The organism is Caulobacter sp. P1_D6 (genome assembly GCF_056406095.1).
In genome coordinates this window covers 13533-29171 of sequence record NZ_JBFUAW010000018.1, presented here as the reverse complement: position 1 = coordinate 29171, position 15639 = coordinate 13533, and the positions used below count along the sequence as shown (strand labels likewise).

The 15639-nt window shown below is 70.0% G+C and carries 18 protein-coding genes; 12 read left to right on the top strand and 6 right to left on the bottom strand.

Annotated features, from left to right (window positions below; translation table 11 throughout):
* Window positions 1-21: 21 nt before the first annotated feature.
* From AC1DYP_RS11835 to sctU, 6 genes are all read right to left on the bottom strand, one after another.
* Window positions 22-777, bottom strand: a complete 756-nt coding sequence (locus AC1DYP_RS11835) for a DUF6683 family protein (protein WP_477046494.1) — start codon at window positions 775-777, stop codon at window positions 22-24.
* Window positions 774-1238 carry a hypothetical protein gene (locus AC1DYP_RS11830; RefSeq protein WP_477046493.1) on the bottom strand — a complete coding sequence of 155 codons (465 nt, stop codon included), beginning with the start codon at window positions 1236-1238 and terminating at the stop codon, window positions 774-776. Before AC1DYP_RS11830 ends, AC1DYP_RS11835 begins: the two co-directional genes overlap by 4 nt.
* 20 nt (window positions 1239-1258) lie before the next feature.
* A complete protein-coding gene (locus AC1DYP_RS11825; protein ID WP_477046492.1) occupies window positions 1259-2032 on the bottom strand; it encodes a DUF6683 family protein in 774 nt (257 codons plus the stop codon).
* A 91-nt stretch (window positions 2033-2123) separates the two neighbouring features.
* Window positions 2124-2807, bottom strand: coding sequence for a hypothetical protein (locus tag AC1DYP_RS11820; RefSeq protein WP_477046491.1), 684 nt, complete (start codon window positions 2805-2807; stop codon window positions 2124-2126).
* 91 nt (window positions 2808-2898) lie between these two features.
* The gene (fliO, locus tag AC1DYP_RS11815) at window positions 2899-3279 is read right to left on the bottom strand and encodes a flagellar biosynthetic protein FliO (RefSeq protein WP_477046490.1); all 381 of its coding nucleotides are present in this window, start codon (window positions 3277-3279) and stop codon (window positions 2899-2901) included.
* Complete coding sequence (sctU, locus tag AC1DYP_RS11810; protein WP_477046489.1) at window positions 3276-4448, bottom strand: type III secretion system export apparatus subunit SctU; 1173 nt, start codon at window positions 4446-4448, stop codon at window positions 3276-3278. The genes fliO and sctU overlap by 4 nt, the downstream gene beginning before the upstream one ends.
* A gap of 501 nt (window positions 4449-4949) precedes the next feature.
* On the opposite strand from sctU, the gene AC1DYP_RS11805 reads away from it, so the two are divergent.
* Genes AC1DYP_RS11805 through AC1DYP_RS11750 form a run of 12 tightly spaced genes read left to right on the top strand, consistent with a single transcriptional unit; the run spans window position 4950 to window position 15639 of the window.
* Window positions 4950-5411 (top strand): lytic transglycosylase domain-containing protein, encoded by a 462-nt coding sequence (locus AC1DYP_RS11805; RefSeq protein WP_477035571.1) that lies wholly within the window; start codon window positions 4950-4952, stop codon window positions 5409-5411.
* Between the two features lie 22 nt (window positions 5412-5433).
* The gene (locus tag AC1DYP_RS11800) at window positions 5434-7443 is read left to right on the top strand and encodes an FHIPEP family type III secretion protein (RefSeq protein WP_477046488.1); all 2010 of its coding nucleotides are present in this window, start codon (window positions 5434-5436) and stop codon (window positions 7441-7443) included.
* A 13-nt stretch (window positions 7444-7456) separates the two neighbouring features.
* Entirely contained in the window at window positions 7457-9364 is a 1908-nt protein-coding gene (gene sctC / locus AC1DYP_RS11795; RefSeq protein WP_477046487.1) for a type III secretion system outer membrane ring subunit SctC, read from the top strand.
* A gap of 5 nt (window positions 9365-9369) precedes the next feature.
* Complete coding sequence (locus tag AC1DYP_RS11790) at window positions 9370-10512, top strand: SctD/MshK family protein (protein WP_477046486.1); 1143 nt, start codon at window positions 9370-9372, stop codon at window positions 10510-10512.
* A 30-nt stretch (window positions 10513-10542) separates the two neighbouring features.
* On the top strand, window positions 10543-10848 hold the full coding sequence (locus tag AC1DYP_RS11785) for a hypothetical protein (protein ID WP_035071105.1): 306 nt from the start codon (window positions 10543-10545) through the stop codon (window positions 10846-10848).
* A gap of 25 nt (window positions 10849-10873) precedes the next feature.
* Complete coding sequence (locus AC1DYP_RS11780; RefSeq protein ID WP_477046485.1) at window positions 10874-11269, top strand: hypothetical protein; 396 nt, start codon at window positions 10874-10876, stop codon at window positions 11267-11269.
* A 10-nt stretch (window positions 11270-11279) separates the two neighbouring features.
* Window positions 11280-12020, top strand: coding sequence for a type III secretion system inner membrane ring lipoprotein SctJ (gene sctJ, locus AC1DYP_RS11775; protein ID WP_477046484.1), 741 nt, complete (start codon window positions 11280-11282; stop codon window positions 12018-12020).
* Window positions 12017-12586 (top strand): hypothetical protein, encoded by a 570-nt coding sequence (locus tag AC1DYP_RS11770; RefSeq protein WP_477046483.1) that lies wholly within the window; start codon window positions 12017-12019, stop codon window positions 12584-12586. Before sctJ ends, AC1DYP_RS11770 begins: the two co-directional genes overlap by 4 nt.
* Complete coding sequence (locus AC1DYP_RS11765; protein ID WP_477046482.1) at window positions 12583-13179, top strand: FliH/SctL family protein; 597 nt, start codon at window positions 12583-12585, stop codon at window positions 13177-13179. Before AC1DYP_RS11770 ends, AC1DYP_RS11765 begins: the two co-directional genes overlap by 4 nt.
* Window positions 13176-14486: a FliI/YscN family ATPase gene (locus tag AC1DYP_RS11760; protein WP_477046481.1), complete on the top strand. Its 1311-nt coding sequence runs from the start codon at window positions 13176-13178 to the stop codon at window positions 14484-14486. Before AC1DYP_RS11765 ends, AC1DYP_RS11760 begins: the two co-directional genes overlap by 4 nt.
* Entirely contained in the window at window positions 14483-14980 is a 498-nt protein-coding gene (locus AC1DYP_RS11755; protein WP_477046480.1) for a hypothetical protein, read from the top strand. Before AC1DYP_RS11760 ends, AC1DYP_RS11755 begins: the two co-directional genes overlap by 4 nt.
* Window positions 14977-15639 (top strand): hypothetical protein, encoded by a 663-nt coding sequence (locus AC1DYP_RS11750; RefSeq protein WP_477046479.1) that lies wholly within the window; start codon window positions 14977-14979, stop codon window positions 15637-15639. The genes AC1DYP_RS11755 and AC1DYP_RS11750 overlap by 4 nt, the downstream gene beginning before the upstream one ends.

Below are 15639 nucleotides of genomic sequence, written 5' to 3'. Positions count from 1 at the left end.
GGTCCCGACGCGCCATGCGCCTCAGCGCGCGAAGCCGGCCTGGGTCAGCTTCAATTGCCGCGGATCGACGTGCAGCGCGTTGCGGAAACGCGCGACCGCGGCCTCGGACAACCGATTGCTCAAACCCTTGTCCGCCCTGGTCGTGGCGTCCGAAACCGCCGAACCCTGGGCCACGAAGTTGAGCATGAACACCTCGGCCGCCTCCTGTTTGCCGGCGTCATCGAGACGCGCGAAGGCCGGATCGGCGCCGAGGATCCGGAAGATCTGCCCCCGCACGGCCTGCACCTGGCCGCGATTCGCGAACGGTACGTTGTTGGCGATCTGCCAATTCTGAACCCAATAGGCGGTCATGGCGTCCGCCACGTCTCCGCGACGCAGACCGTCGACGGACACGTGCTTTTCCCAGAGGCCCAACAAGTCCTTCTGCTGGACGGTCTGGCGTAGGCGGTCGGCGTTGACCGGGTCGGCCTTGGCCACGAAATCGGCGAACTGCCCTCGCACGCGGGTCGAGACGACGGGCGAGGCGCGATAGCGGGTGTCTACGGTCTGCCGCGAACCCGACGCCACCGTGCCGCCGCCGGCTCGCCGATTGCCGTTCCCGCCGCCCTGGACCGTCGAGCCCAGCACGTTATTCAGCTGGCCGACCGCCATCGCCGACGCCCCGAAGTCCATGTACTGGCCTGCGATGCCGGAGAAATCCTGGGCCAGGGCTTGGCCGCCCGCCGCGCTGCTCAGCATCGCCGCGACGATCAGCGCGAGCCTGGCAAGAGCCTTCATGAGTCCAGATCGGCGATCGCGCGGACGCTTGTCGCGGCGGCCAGGCCGGCCACGGGACGGTCGAGCTTGGCAAAGGGCGAGAGGGCCGCGTCCAGCTCCGCTTGGCCGCGCAGGTCCGACAGCCAGCGGGCCTGCACGTCGCCCTGCATCGCCTCGGCGCTCTGTTCGGAAGGCGTTTCGACCAGCGGATCGGCCGCGACGTCGGCGACATCGACAGCCGCGCCCAGCACGCCGTCGACCAGCCCGCCCAAGCCGGCTTCCCCGAGCGCGCCTTCAAGCGCGCCGCGCTCGGCCGGCGGCGGGGAAGCCAGGGCCCGGGCGAGGTCACCACGCGGCGCCAGCCGAAGAAGCTCGGTGTCGAGGCGGCCGGAGTTGCGGAACGTCTCCACCGCCAGCGTCGCGTCATCGACGCGAGGAGGTGTCGGATCGGCCGCCTCGGCGACACGGGTGTCTATGCGCATCTTCTCCTCCTTGCGGAACCTCAGCGTCGCCGCACGAACCCGTTCTCGGTCAGCGTGATCTGCCGCAGGTCGATGCCCATCTCGTTGCGGAAGCGCGCCACGGCCGAGTCGCCCAGGCGACGCGCGGTCGAGTCGTCGTGTCGCTGCAGGGCGTCCGTGTAGGCCGCGTGCTGGACCAGGAAGTTCAGCATCAGCACCTCGGCGAATTCCTGGCGCTGAGCCTCGTTGAGCCGCGCGTAACCCGGATTGCTGGCGATGATCGGCCGGACCTGTTCGCGCACGGCGAGGGTCTGGAGGCGGGTGTTGTCGCCGCGATTGGCGATCATCCAGTTGAGCACCCAATAGCCGGCCAGGGCGTCGGCGGTGTCGCCGGGGCGAAGACCGTCGCTGTTGACCAGCCGCGCCCAGTTCTGGACCGGATCGGTGCGCTCCATGGCGGCGGCGATCTTCTGGCCGCCCTCGGCGCCCGCCTGCTTGGCCATGTAGTCGGAAAATTGCTTGCGGACCCGGGCGCTGACCTGCGGCGATGCGCGATAGCGGGTCGTGACGGAGGCCGTTCCAGGCGTGGCCGCGAAACGATTGGGCTGGGCCCCCGCTTGCGGGGCGGAGAGCCCTCCCGCGCGTGGAGAGTCGAGCAGGCCCAGATTACGGTTGCGGAGATTGTCCATCAGCATCCGATTGGTTTCGGACTGCATGAGACCCGCGAAGGGCGCCGGAAAGTCCTGCGCGAGCACGGGCGATGTCAGGGCTAGACCCGTCGCGAGCGCCAGGGCGACCTTGAACTTCAAACGCATGCGGGTCTCCTCGTACGTTGGTCCTAAGCCTTGAACGCACTGGGGCGGCGGAGTTTCCTCCGCCGCCCTGGCGCTCGAGGCGCGGTAGGTTCTAGGACTTACGGGCCAGGGTGGAGGCCGATTCGCCCAGGGACTTGATCGCGTTGTTCAGGGCGGTGGAGATCATGTTGACCTCCTGGCCCAGAGCCGAGAGTTCGGCGGTCAGCTTGGCGGTCTGAGACTTGCCGCCGCTGCCGGCCTTGTCGATCTCGCCGGCCTTGGCGACCATCTTGTCCATCTTGGAGTCGACGACCGTGCCCAGCGCGATGGCGAGCTTGACCAGGAAGCTTTCGCCGCTCGCCGCCGCCAGGGCGCTCTTGCCGCGCGGCTTGCCGTCGGCGTCCGTGCCGCCTTGCAGCTGGTCCAGGGTCTGGTCGCGGAGGAACGCGGCGCCGTCGAAGGCCTGGCGCTCGATTTCGCCGGTTTCGAACTGGTTCAGACCCGCGGCCGAACCCAGGCCCTGGGCGGCTTCGCTGATGTTCTGGACCGCGCCGCCCGGATCGCCGGCGGCGGTGTGGAAGGCGGCCTGGGCCAGGTCGATCGCGCCCTGCGGCAGACCCAGCTTCTGGCCGATCTGCTGCAGCACCTGGTCGCCGATGGCGGTCATGACGGTCTTCAGAGCCGTGGTGACCATCAGCGAGGCGCCGCCGGTCATGACGCCCAGCGCGCCTTGCAGAGCGATGTTGGCGATGCTGCCGAAGAGGTTACCGCCGCCGCCAATTCCCAAGAAAGACATGTCGACACTCCTTTGATCCGGTTTGCTCGGAGGGCGGAAGGAGCGTCGCTCCGTCGCCCGGCAGGGTCAGAGAACCATCTTGTTTCAGCGCTCAGAAGTTGGGGCGTTCCCTAGCTAGGGTTTTCCCTATCAATTGTCGTACGGCCATGGACGGCTGAGCGGCGCGGCTCCTGGCCCGCTCCGCGGCGACGGCTTCGGCCGCCAGTTCCTCGGCGGTGCGGGCCCGGCGATCCAGGACGGTGATCTGCCCGGCGGTGACGCCCAGCAGGAACACCTCGTCGCGATAGGCCACCAGGGTCAGGCGCTCGCGTTGGCCCACCGGCAAGGCGCGCAGGTAGCGGATCTGGTCGTCGCTGGGCGCGCCGGTCTGGAAGCGCTTCAGAAGCTTGAGCGAGAAAAACGCCAGGCCCAGCACGATGGCCAGGGCGAAGGCGACGGTCAGCAGTTCGAGCAGCGCGCTGGCGACGTTCACGAGGGCTCCTGGTCAGGACGATAACCGCCTTCGGGCGGCGGTGGGAACGTCGGGCCGGAGACGACCCCTTCGGAGGCTGAACGGTCATCGCCGGGCGAAGGTTCAGCCGCCGGCTCCTCGCGCAGCCTTCGCGCCCAGAGGATCACCTCGGCCACGGCCGCGAACAGGTCCTGCGGGATGATGTCGTCGACGGCGACCTTGTCGCGCAGCGCCCGGGCCAACTCGACATTGCGGATGATCGGCACGCCGCCGGCCTCGGCCGCCTCGCGCATGGCCTGGGCGATCAGCCCCTCCCCCTTGCCCAGCAGCACCGGCACGGCGTGCTCGGCCGGGTCATAGGCCAGGGCGCAGGCGATGTGGGTGGGGTTGACCACCAGCACCGAGGCGTCCCGCGCCGCCTGCACCGCGTTCTGCTGCGCCCATTCCTGGTGCAATTGGCGGCGATGGGCCTTCACGTGAGGGTCGCCCTCGGAGTCCTTCATCTCCTGCCGGATATCGCGCCGGCTCATCCGCATCTTCTTGGTGAACGAGAACTTCTGGTAGGCGAAGTCCAGCATCGACACGAACAGGAACACCCCCACCGTGCCGGCCAGCAGCTGGAACGTGATCCCGCCGTAAGCCGCCAGGGCGCCGTCGGCCTCGCCTGTCGGCACGGCCATCAGCTTGTCGAAGGCCGCCACGGCCACGATCCAGGTCAGCACCACCAACAGCAGGGTCTTGGCCAGCGACTTGACCACCTCGAACAGGTTGTCGGTGTTGAACATCCGCTTGAGCCCCTCGCCGGGGTTCATGTGCGACATCTTCGGGCTCATCTTCTCGAGCGTGAAGACGGGCCCGACCTGGGCGAATTCGACCAGCATCCCGAAGATCGCGATCGGCAGCAGCAGCATCGCGGTGATCGACACGAACGCCTTCCCCGCCGCCGCGCCGGCGATCGGCCAGGCCTCGGCGAACGGCCGATCCATGACGGCGAAGATTTCGTCGAATAGCCCGCCGAGTCGGTCGAACGCGAAGCCGGTCACCATCAGCCCCAGCAGCAGCCAGCCCCCCAGAACCGCCGTCGAAGTGACGTCCTTGCTCTTGGGGACGTCGCCCTTCTTGCGGGCGTCGGAGAGGCGCTTGGGTGTCGGCTTTTCGGTTTTGTCACCACCATCGTTCTTCTCAGCCATAGCGTGCGTCCGCGAAGAACGTGGGTCCTTGACCGTTGATCGGCCTACGAAAATAGCGAGTTGGTATCCAATTGGGGCGGAAAGATGACAAGCTCAACCATAGAATAGCGAAAGCTTAAGCTTGGATTATCCCGCCATAATATCAGTATACTGTACCTAAAAATTGTCACGATTGCGCAGTTGACAGGCTAGATAGACGAAAGTTAACCTTTCAATCGTTGGGAACACAGACGGGGCGCTACATAAAGGGACTAATGTATGCGTAAGTTCTGCGTAGCGCCTCCTATCGCCTGTTTAATATTACTCGCATCATGTCCAGCACTTGCTTATGAATGCGAGACGGACGACGGGTTGAAATTCAGTTCGACCCAAGCGCTCAACGAGAAGTTTTCCTTGGCGCTCGCCGATTGCAAGGCTGAAACTCAACCAACGGCGGCATCCGAGCAGCTCAGGCTCTATGATGCGCCCGTCACGGCCACCGCCGTGATCTCTGCGGGGCGAATGACCGCGACCCCGATCGTGGTGGCGTCTCGGGGTTTGACCGGAACCGCGCTCTACGCGAGCCAGACCGCCGCGGTCGCCCGCGACTACGACATCGATCCTGATTTCCTGCGCGCCGTCATGCACGTGGAATCCCGGGGCAACGCCGCCGCCGTCTCGCCCAAGGGCGCCCGCGGCCTGATGCAGATCATGCCCGCCACCGCCAAGCGCTTCGGCGTTCGTGAGCCGCTGGTCGAGCTCAGCGACCCGATGATCAACATCCGCACCGGCGCGGCCTATCTGAAGAACCTGCAGCATCGCTTCGGCAACAACCTGGAACTGGTGCTGGCCGCCTACAACGCCGGCGAAGGCGCGGTGATCAAGTATGGCCTCAAGACCCCGCCCTATGCCGAGACCCAGGGCTACGTGACCAGCGTCATGGGGCAGTACCGCACCTTCGTTTCGGCGCGCGGCGCCCAGTAGCGGGAACGGAGGGACGGAAACGATGAGCGTCGAATCCTATCTCAAGCGCCTTCAGCGCCGTCCCAATCAAGGCCTGGTCGCGCGGTTCAGCGACCTGTTCCTGGTGGCCGGGGTGGTGGCCATCGTCGGCCTGATGATCCTGCCCCTGCCCGCCCTGGCGCTGGACACCCTGGTGGCGGTCAACATCTGCTTCGGCGTGATGCTGCTGCTGGTGGCGATCTACATCTCGACCATCGTCGAGTTCTCGGTCTTTCCCAGCCTGCTGCTGATCACCACCCTCTACCGGTTGGCCTTGTCGATCGCCACGACCCGGATGATCCTGATCGAGGGCCACGCCGGGCACATCATCGACACCTTCGGCACCCTGGTGGCCGGAGGCAATCTGGTGGTCGGGCTGGTGGTGTTCCTGATCATCACCGTCGTGCAGTTCATCGTCATCGCCAAGGGCGCCGAGCGCGTCGCCGAAGTGGCCGCCCGCTTCAGCCTGGACGCCATGCCGGGCAAGCAGCTGTCGATCGACAGCGACCTGCGCTCGGGCATGATCGACAAGGACGAGGCCAAGCGCCGCCGGCGCGTGCTGGAGATGGAGAGCAAGCTCCACGGCAGCCTCGATGGCGCGATGAAGTTCGTCAAAGGCGACGCCATCGCCAGCATTATCATCGTGGTGATCAACCTGCTGGGCGGCCTGGCCATCGGCATGATCCAGCAGGGCCTGGAGTTCGGCGCGGCGATCCACAAGTACTCGATCCTGACCATCGGCGACGGCATGGTCACCCAGATCCCGGCCCTGCTGGGGGCCATGGCCGCCGGCCTGATCGTCACCCGCACCACCGACGAGGACAGCGAGAGCCACCTGGGCGACGCGGTGCGTCGGCAGTTCTCCGCCCAGCCGCGCGTGTTCCTGGTGGCGGGCGGCATCTGCTGGCTGCTGGCCCTGGTGCCCGGCTTCCCGGCCCCGGTGTTCCTGCTGCTGGGCGGCGTGGCCCTGGTCACCGGCGCCCTGCTGGACGTCGACCTGCGGTCCAAGCTGACCAAGCGGTTCCTCCCGGGACGCGTGCTGGCCGACGAGACCAAGGCCCCTCCCGTGGCCGCCCAGACCCGCACCCCCGACGCCCAGCCGATCGTGCCGCTGCTGCTGGAGCTGGACGGCGACGGCGTCCGCCGGCACGAGAGCGCGGTCCTGGCCCGCGCGCTGGAAGAGGTGCTCGAGGGCTTCGAGGTCCGGCTGGGCGTCGCCCTGCCCCGCGCCTCGTTCCACTACGGCGAGGCGGCCGGCCCGGCCCGCTGGCGACTGCTGGCCTTCGAGGCCCCGATCGGCGCGGGCGAACTGGCCGACCCGGCGGACCTAGCCGCCCTGCAGGAGGCCGTGCGCCAGGCCTTGCGCCGCAACACCGGCCTGTTCGTCGGCATCCAGGAAGCCAGCACCCTGCTGAACCGCGCCGGGGCCGACTATCCCGAGGTGGTCAAGGAAGCCGCCCGCGCCCTGCCCCTGGCCCGCATCGCCGAGGTCATGCGCCGTCTGGCCGAGGAGGAGGTCCCGCTGCGGAACCTGCGCGACATCCTGGAATCCCTGGCCGACGCCGGCCAGCGCGAAAAGGACCCCTTCGCCCTGACCGAGTTCGCGCGGGTCGCCCTGCGCCGCCAGATCAGCCACCGCTACGCCCCCAATGAGGATCTCAAGGCCATCGTGCTGGAGCCGCCGCTGGAGCAGCACCTGCGCGAAGCCATCCGCACCGGTGGCGGCGCCCAGCAGCTGGCGCTGGATCCGGAGATGTCGCGCCGGGTCACCGACGCCATCCTGGCCAAGGTGGACGACACCGGCGCGCCCGTCCTGCTGGCCGCCATCGACCTGCGCCGGCATGTGCGCAAGCTGATCGAGCCCGCCCGTTTCGATCTGGGCGTGCTGTCGTTCCACGAACTGCTGCCCACCCTGAAGCTCGACATCGTCGGCCGCGTCGCCTTCCCGCGCGATCCGCTGACCGTCGTGCCGAACGATCCCGAACCACCCCAAAGCGCGCCCGCGGCGGCCTGACCCTGGAGACGGAATGCACCTACGACCGGACCACGTAACCGCACCCCGTCGCTCTTGGAACAAGACCTTCCTCGCGGCCGGCCTCGGCGCCGCCCTGCTGATCCCGCCTCCCGTCGCCGTCGCCGGCGACGTCCCCCTGGGCTCGCGCACGGTGGACCTGACGGCGCGCGAGCAGCCGATCAGCCAGTTCCTGCAGAACTTCTACAGCCAGATCGGCGTGCCGGTGGTGATCTCGTCCTCGGTGGCCGGCACGATCAACGGCGTCTTCCGCGGCCCGGCCGCCAAGATCGACGCCGACGTCTCCAAGGCCTTCGACCTGGTCACCTACTACGACGGCGGCGCGGCCTATGTTTACACCGCCTCGCAGCTGTCGAGCCGCAGCTTCCCGATCTCGGCCTCGGCCTCGCGGCGCGTCGACCGCGCGGCCCGGCAACTGGGCCTGATGGACAACCGCAACACCCTGCGCGCCACCGGCGACATGCTGCTGGCCTCGGGCGCGCCGCGCTTCCTGCAGCAGGTCGACGAACTGGCGCGCGGCGGAGCCCAGGCCGAGGCCGCCTCGCCCACCCTGCAGTACCGGGTGTTCTACCTGCGCTACGGCTGGGCCGACGACGTGAACCTGACCGTCGGCTCCAAGCAGGTGACCATTCCCGGCGTCGCCTCGATCGTGCGCTCGCTGGTCAATTCCGACCCCAACGAGCGCGCCGGCTCCAGCGCCCGCAGCGAAAGCCTGATCCCGGCCGCCGTCCAAGGCCTGCGCGGCCAGGGCCTGGCGACGCTGGGCACGCCCAACCCCTCCGGGCCCGGCTACGCCAACGACCAGGGCACGCTGGGCCTGCCGCTGGCCAGCGAGCAGACCGGCGTCTACTCGCCGCAGAACCCGATCCGCATCCAGGCGGACTCACGCCTGAACGCCGTCATCGTCCGCGACGTGGCCGAGCGGATGTCGGCCTACGAAGAGTTGGTCCGCGCCCTCGACGTCGAGCCCCAGCTGCTGGAGATCGAGGCGGCGATCATCGACATCGACACCACCAAGGCCCGCGACCTTGGGATCAACTGGCGGTTCGACGACGGCAACGGCGGCATCCAGTTCGGCCGCGGCCCCAACGCGCCGCCCGGCCTGGAAGACAGCAACCTGGTCCGTGGCAACACCTCGCCCAAATCGGTCGCCGGCCTGGTGGCCTCGACGATCATCGGCGACGGCGACTATTTCTCGGCCCGGCTCAACGCCCTGGAGACCGAGGGCGTGGCCCGCGTGGTCTCGCGACCGCAGATCGTCACCCTGTCCAACGTCGAGGCGGTGTTCGAGAACACCCGCGACTTCTACGTCCGCCTGGCCGGCGAGCGCGACGTCGACCTGTTCAACGTCAGCAGCGGCACCACCTTGCGCGTCACCCCCCACGTCACGCGCGACAACAACCAGACCCGCATCCGCATGCTGGTCAGCATCGAGGACGGCGCGCTGACCAACGCCACCGTCGACAACATCCCCGTGGTCCGCCGCTCGGCGCTCAACACCCAGGCCATGATCGTCGAGGGGCAAAGCCTGCTGCTGGGCGGCATGACCGTGCAGTCCGACACCACCGGCACCACCCGGGTTCCCGTGCTGGGCAGCATTCCGGGCCTGGGCGCCCTGTTCAAGGTTCAGTCGCGCAGCAGCGGCCGGATCGAGCGGATGTTCCTGATCACCCCGCGCCTCGCCCCGATCGGCTCGGCGCGCTCCACCACCCAAGCGGGCCTACGCTACGACGCCCCGGCCTCGGGCTTCGAGAACGCGCCCCTGCCCTCGGCTCCGCCCCTGCCCGTCGAGCGCAAGAAGCCGCCCCGCGCCGCCAGAAGCCGCGCGGCTCCGCAACCCGCCCCCACCCCGCCGGCGGCCCCGCCGAGCGGCACGATGCAACCCATCCCCAACCCCGGTTAGGCGCCATGTTCGACACAGCCCTCGAAACCTCCTCGGAAGCTCTCGTCCTCAAGGTTCTGGCCGGCCGCGTGCGGGGCGCATCGGCCCCGCTCGGCGACGGCGAGCCGGTGGACCTCGGCCATGGCTTCGACGCCGACATCGTCCTGCGCGATCCCAGCGCGAAAGGAATCCGCGTTCGCCTGACGGCGCGGGAGGACGCCGCCGACATCGACATCCTGGAAGGCGGCGCCGAGATGCTCGGCCACGTCCTGACCGCCCCGTCCCGGGCCGTGCTGCCGTTCTATCTGCCGCTGCTGATCGGCGACAACGCGGTGGCCATCGGCATCGAGGGCAGTCCCCGCTGGGCCGAGGCCGAGCGGCTGCTGACCACGGCCCCGCCCGCCGCCGGCCACGACCTGACGGAGGTCGATCACGACTACGGCGAGACCCTGGCCCGCCGCCTGTTCGACCGCGCCGTGACCTTCGTGCGCGGCACGCCGCACCTCGTGCCCGGCCTGGTGTTCGGCGCCGCCCTGGCCTGCGTGACCTACGCCGCCGCCAACGCCCCCATCTGGGGCGGACACCATGCCAACGCCAGCCAGGTCCACGCCCTGCTGCGCGAGCAGGGCTACGGCGCCCTGGCGGTCAAGACGGGCGAAGGCGACAAGCTGGTGATCGCCGGCGTGCTGAACCGCGAGTCCGACAAGGACCGCCTGCGTCAGATCGTCGACACCCGCGACGTCCCAGCCCGCATCGAGGTCCAGACCAGCGAGTCCCTGGCCCAGAACGTCGAGGACGTCTTCATGGCCAACGGCCTGGCCGCCACCGCCCGGCCCAACGGCCTGGCGCGGGTGCAGGTGCAGGTCACCGGCCCGGCCGACCAGGTCGCCAAGGTGCAGAAGGTGGCGCTGACCGACGTCCGGGGCCTGCGCGCCCTGGACATCAGCCGCGCCGACGGCGGCGGCGACCGCTTCGGCAAGGTCTTCGACGAAGGCCCGGCCAAGCGGGTGGTGTCCGTGGTCGGCGGCGACGCCGGCTACGTCGCGACCGCCGACGGGTCCCGCTACTTCGCCGGATCCATGCTGCCGACCGGCGACCGGATCGTCGCCGTCGAGAGCCAGGCGGTGACCGTCGAGAAGGGCGGCGCCCAAACCAAGCTGATGTTCTGAAACCCCAACCAACCGAGAAGGAGCAAGACGATGGCCGACGAAATCCAGGGATTTGGCAACCTCTCCCTAGCCTCCACCCTCCAGGGCACGAACAACAAGAACCGTCCCGGCACATGGTTCGAAGCCATGGCCCATGCCTGGGGCCAGACCCTCGACGCCCAGGCGGTCAAGATCACCGAACTGGCCGACCAGATCGGCCCGGGCGGCGAAGACAAGCCCTCGGTCATGGCCATGCTCACCGCCGAAAGCCTGCGCATGAACTTCATGGCCAATTCGGAATCCACCTCGGTCGACAGCGTCGGCCGGGCCCTCGAAACCATGGCCCGCAAGAACTAGCGGTCCTCAAGTCGAAAGAGACGTCATGTCCTTCGATCCCGTATCGGCGGCGGCCATGGTCGCCCCGCAGGAAGCCCAGGTCACCCAGGTCGGCTACGGCGCGACCATGACCGACGCGGTCCAGTTCCAGAACGCGCTGCACACGGCCGGCGCCCAGGCCCCTTCGGGGCTTGGCGGTCCCGAAGCCCTGGCTCCGGCCATGAAGGGCATCTTCAACCAGTTGGAGTTCGTCAACGGCCAGGCCTCGAACCTGGCGGCCCACGCCAAGGCCGCCGAGGCCAAGGGCGCGGCGATCACGCCCGGCGAGATGATCGGCCTGACCGTCCAGTGCCACGAGTTCATGTTCAACTGCCAACTGACCTCGAACATCGCCAACCGCACGTCCGACGGCCTGCAGCAGCTGTTCAGGCAACAGGCCTAGGAGGCGAGCCATGCGCAGGAGCCTCCTGGCCGCCCTGGCCGCCACCTCGCTGCTCCTCTCGGCCTGCGCCGAGAAGGAGCTCTACGGCGACCTCTCCGAGCGCGAGGCCAACGAGATGGTCGCCGTGCTCCAGAACTCGGGCGTCTCGGCCGCGAAAAGCAGCAAGGACGGCAAGGTCTGGGCCCTCAAGACGCGGCCCGAGCAGTTCTCGTCCGCGGTGGCCGTACTGCACGACCAGGGCTATCCCCGCGACAAGTTCGAGAGCCTGGGCGACGTCTTCAAGAAGGAGGGCTTCGTCTCCTCGCCGATGGAGCAGCGGGCGCGGCTGATGTACGGCCTGAGCCAGGAGCTGAGCCAGACCATCTCGTCGATCGACGGCGTGGTCCAGGCCCGGGTGCACATCGCCGTGCCCGAGGCCGATCCCCTGGCCGAGACCCAGAAGCCGTCCTCGGCCTCGGTGTTCATCCGCCACAACCCCGACGTCGATCTGTCCGGCCAGGTCGGCTCGATCAAGGCGCTGGTCACCAACTCGATCGAGGGCCTGCCCTACGACAAGGTGACGGTGGTGATGTTCCCGGCCAAGCCGGTGATGACCACGGCCCAGCCCTCGGCGGTGAAGTCCCTGACCGTGCCGGCCATCGCCGTGGTCTTGGCCCTGGGCGGCGTCGGCGCCTACCTGCTGACCCGGCGGACCAAGAAGAAGGCCCGGCCCCGGCTGCGCGCCGTCGAGACCGAGAGGCCGGCGGCATGAGCGGCGCGGACGCCCGTGCCCGGATCGTCGCCCAGGCGCGCGTGCTCGACGGGCCGTCGACGCTCAGCGGTCGCGCGCGCCGGCTGTCGCGTCGGCTGGCCGAGCGGACGGGACGCGGCCCGACTCCGGCGGTCGGTTTCGCCGACGTCGCCGCCTTGCCCGACTGGGCGTCCTGGCCGCTCGAGCGCCGCGAGCTGTTCGTCCACCTGGCCGGGGCCATGGCCTGCACGCCGGCCCTGCACCGCACGATCGACGGCCGGGTGCTGGCCCGTCTGGCCCGCCGGCTGGGCGAAGCGACGCTGGACGCGGTGTTGGCCACGCCGCCCGGCCTGATCCCCCCTTCGCCCTGCGACACCGCCTTGGCCAGCGACGAGAGCCTGCGCGACCTGGGCGCGGCGGTGCTGTTGTCCGGCCTGGCCGACCGCCCGGCCCTTTCGGCCCGCTTGGCCCGCCTGCTGGACGCCCAGCCCTGGCCGCTGCCGATCGCCGTCGGCCAGGCCGCCCAGCMCGCCGCGCGGGGCAGCCTGATGGCCATCGAGGCCGGCCTGATGGAGACCGCCGCATGAGCTACCTGCTGCTCGCCTCCGCCCCCTCCTCCGTCCTGCTGACCGACGACCCGATCCTGCGCCGCGAGGACGTCGCCCACCTGACCCAGGCCGCCGAGATCGTCGCCGGCCTGGAGGCCCATCGCCAGGCCGCCCGTGACGCCGCGACCGCCGAGGGCTTCGCCCAAGGCCACGCCGAGGGCGTCGCCAAGGCCGCCCGAGAAACCGCCGAGACCCTGGCCGCCGTCCATAACGCCCTGCAGGCCGAACGCGCCCGCCTGCGCGCCTCGTCCGCCACCCTGGCGCTGGACATCGTCCGCCACATCGCCGCCGGCCTCGCGGCCGACGAGGTGCTGGCCGCCCTGGCCGAGCAGGCCGCCCGCGACCTCCTGCCCGAGGAGCCGATCGGCGTCCGCGTGGCGCCCGACGCGGTCGGCGCCGTCAGCCGTCGCCTGTGGCCGATCGGGGCGCGGATCGAGGTTCACGCCGACCCCGACCTGCCGGCCGGCGACTGCGTGCTCGACACGCCGTCGGGCCGCACCCACGCCGGACTTGACGTCCAGTTGAAGGCGCTGGAAACCGTGTTCGCCGCCCGTGACGAGGCCGCCGCATGAGCACGCCGGACCTCCTGCGCGACGCCCTCCGCCACGCCCGCACCGTCGAGCGGCGTGGTCGCGTGGTCCAGGCGTTCGGCACCACGATCCGCGCCACCGGCCTTGACGCCCGTATCGGCCAGGAGTGCGAGATCATCGACCGCGCCACCGGCGGCCAGGTCAAGGCCCAGGTGGTCGGCTTCCAGGACGGCGCGGCCATCCTGACGCCCCTGACCCGGCTGGAAGGCCTGTCGATCGACGCCGAGGTGCTGGCCGGGCCGCGCCGCAGCGAGATCGGCGTCGGCGACGGCCTGCTGGGCCGGGTGCTGGACGCTCATGGCGAGCCGCTGGACGGCCTGGGCCCGATCACCGGCCCGCTGCGCCCGCAGGCCGTCTATGGCGAAGCCCCAAACCCCTTGGCGCGCTCACCGATCGACAGCGTGTTCGCCACCGGCGTGCGCAGCGTCGACACCCTGCTGACCACCGGCGAAGGCCAGCGGGTCGGGGTGTTCGCCATGGCCGGCGGCGGCAAGTCGACCCTGCTGGGCATGTTCGCCCGCCACGCCCAGGCCGACGTCAACGTCATCGCCCTGATCGGCGAACGCGGCCGCGAGGTGCGCGAGTTCCTCGACGACTGCCTGGGTCCCGAGGGGCTGGCCCGCTCGGTGGTGATCGTCTCGACCTCGGACCGGCCGGCCATGGAGCGGGTCCGCGCCGCCCACGTGGCCACCGCCATCGCCGAGGGCTTCCGGGCCCGGGGCCTGAAGGTGATGCTGCAGATGGACAGCGTCACCCGCTTCGCCCGCGCCCTGCGCGAAATCGGTCTGTCGGTGGGCGAGCCCGCCGTGCGCCGGGGCTTTCCGCCCTCGGTGTTCGCCGAGCTGCCTCGGCTGTTCGAGCGGGCCGGCGCAGCCGAGGGCGGGGCGATCACCGCCTTCTACACCGTGCTGATCGAGGACGAGGACGGCGGCGATCCGGTCGGCGAGGAAGTGCGCTCGATCCTGGACGGCCACATCTATCTGTCGCGCAAGCTGGGCCAGGCCGGCCACTATCCGGCGATCGACATCGCCGCCAGCCTCAGCCGCGTCTTCCCGCGCGTGGCCTCGGCCGACCACCAGGCCCAGGCGTCCAAGGTCCGCGGCTGGATGGCCAAGTACGCCGACATCGAGTTCCTGCTGCAGATCGGCGAGTACAAGGCCGGCGGCGACCCGCTGGCCGACGTCGCCATCGCTAAGCGGCCGGCCATCGAGGCCCTGCTGCGCCAAGGTCCGCACGACCGTATCGCCGTGGCCGACGCCCTGGCGACCCTGGCGGAGACCGCCGCATGAACCCGCGTCGCCAGCTGGACATCCTGACCCCGGTGGTCCGCCTGCGCGAGCGCCGGGTGGAGGTCGCCCGCCTAGAGGCTGTCGCGGCCCGCGACATCCTGGCAGCCGCCGAACACGCCCTGGCTGTCCGCAACGCGGCGATCGCGGCGCACGACGCCGCCTTGGCCCGCCTCGACACCTGGTTCGCCGAGGGCCTGTCCGGTTCGGCCGCCATGGTCGAGACCGCCCTGGCTCGCCGCGAGATGGTCGCCGACGCCCGGACCCGCGATGTCGCCCAGCGCGACCAGGAGCGTATCGCGGTCCAACTGGCGCGCGAAGACCTGGACGCCGCCCTGCGCGCGCTGGTCCGCGCCCAGGGACGGTTCGAGGCCATGAGCGGCCAACGTGACCGCGCCCGCTCGGACCTGCTGGCCGAACGCGATGAACGACAGCAGCAGGAAATCGAGGAGCTGAGCGTCGTCCGATTCCTGCGCGCCCGGAGAGCCATGACATGACCCATACCCGCGACGTCTCGACCACCGAGCGCTCGACTCCGCCCCAGCGGTTCGCGGCCAGCGAGCCCGCCACGCCCTGGCGCGGCGCCGAGTTCAACGCCGCCCTGCAACGCGCCGCCGAGCGGCGTGAGCCCACGGCCCGCCAGCCGTCCCGCGCCGAGCATAGGGATGAGGAGCGCACGGAGGACGGCGCTAACCTGTCGGCCCTGTTCGGCCCCGCGCACGACTTCAAGGGCGCCGGCGACGCCGCCACGACCGACAAGGCGCCGGTCGAGGGCGTCGGCACGCCGGGCGCGACGTCCCACGGCGCGGCCGAGCCCGTCGTGATCCAGATGCCGGCCGGGGCCACGGGCGCGGAGATCGAGGCCTTCGCCGCCGCCATGGAGAAGGCTTGGCTGGCCGCCGGCGGCAATCCGTCCAAGGGCGTGGCGATGGGCGTGACCGACCGCGGCTCGCCCCTGACCGGCCTGGCGCTGGCGCGCGGCGCGGACGGGTCGCTGTCCCTGACCCTGGCCGCCCACCCCAACGCCACGCCCGAGGTGACCAAGGCGCTGGAGACCCTGCGCAAGCGCCTGGAGGTGCGCGGCCTGACCCTGGCCGACATGCTGGTCGAGGCGGATGACGGCGACTTCGAGCGCCTGATCCCGAAGGTGCGGTGA

Bases quoted from the DNA above. Each gene is read 5' to 3' on its own strand.
- AC1DYP_RS11835 (WP_477046494.1), bottom strand. From the start codon at position 777: ATGAAGGCTCTTGCCAGGCTCGCGCTGATCGTCGCGGCGATGCTGAGC.
- AC1DYP_RS11830 (WP_477046493.1), bottom strand. From the start codon at position 1,238: ATGCGCATAGACACCCGTGTCGCCGAGGCGGCCGATCCGACACCTCCT.
- AC1DYP_RS11825 (WP_477046492.1), bottom strand. From the start codon at position 2,032: ATGCGTTTGAAGTTCAAGGTCGCCCTGGCGCTCGCGACGGGTCTAGCC.
- AC1DYP_RS11820 (WP_477046491.1), bottom strand. From the start codon at position 2,807: ATGTCTTTCTTGGGAATTGGCGGCGGCGGTAACCTCTTCGGCAGCATC.
- sctU (WP_477046489.1), bottom strand. From the start codon at position 4,448: ATGGCTGAGAAGAACGATGGTGGTGACAAAACCGAAAAGCCGACACCC.
- AC1DYP_RS11805 (WP_477035571.1), top strand. From the start codon at position 4,950: ATGACCGCGACCCCGATCGTGGTGGCGTCTCGGGGTTTGACCGGAACC.
- AC1DYP_RS11800 (WP_477046488.1), top strand. From the start codon at position 5,434: ATGAGCGTCGAATCCTATCTCAAGCGCCTTCAGCGCCGTCCCAATCAA.
- sctC (WP_477046487.1), top strand. From the start codon at position 7,457: ATGCACCTACGACCGGACCACGTAACCGCACCCCGTCGCTCTTGGAAC.
- AC1DYP_RS11790 (WP_477046486.1), top strand. From the start codon at position 9,370: ATGTTCGACACAGCCCTCGAAACCTCCTCGGAAGCTCTCGTCCTCAAG.
- AC1DYP_RS11785 (WP_035071105.1), top strand. From the start codon at position 10,543: ATGGCCGACGAAATCCAGGGATTTGGCAACCTCTCCCTAGCCTCCACC.
- AC1DYP_RS11780 (WP_477046485.1), top strand. From the start codon at position 10,874: ATGTCCTTCGATCCCGTATCGGCGGCGGCCATGGTCGCCCCGCAGGAA.
- sctJ (WP_477046484.1), top strand. From the start codon at position 11,280: ATGCGCAGGAGCCTCCTGGCCGCCCTGGCCGCCACCTCGCTGCTCCTC.
- AC1DYP_RS11765 (WP_477046482.1), top strand. From the start codon at position 12,583: ATGAGCTACCTGCTGCTCGCCTCCGCCCCCTCCTCCGTCCTGCTGACC.
- AC1DYP_RS11760 (WP_477046481.1), top strand. From the start codon at position 13,176: ATGAGCACGCCGGACCTCCTGCGCGACGCCCTCCGCCACGCCCGCACC.
- AC1DYP_RS11755 (WP_477046480.1), top strand. From the start codon at position 14,483: ATGAACCCGCGTCGCCAGCTGGACATCCTGACCCCGGTGGTCCGCCTG.
- AC1DYP_RS11750 (WP_477046479.1), top strand. From the start codon at position 14,977: ATGACCCATACCCGCGACGTCTCGACCACCGAGCGCTCGACTCCGCCC.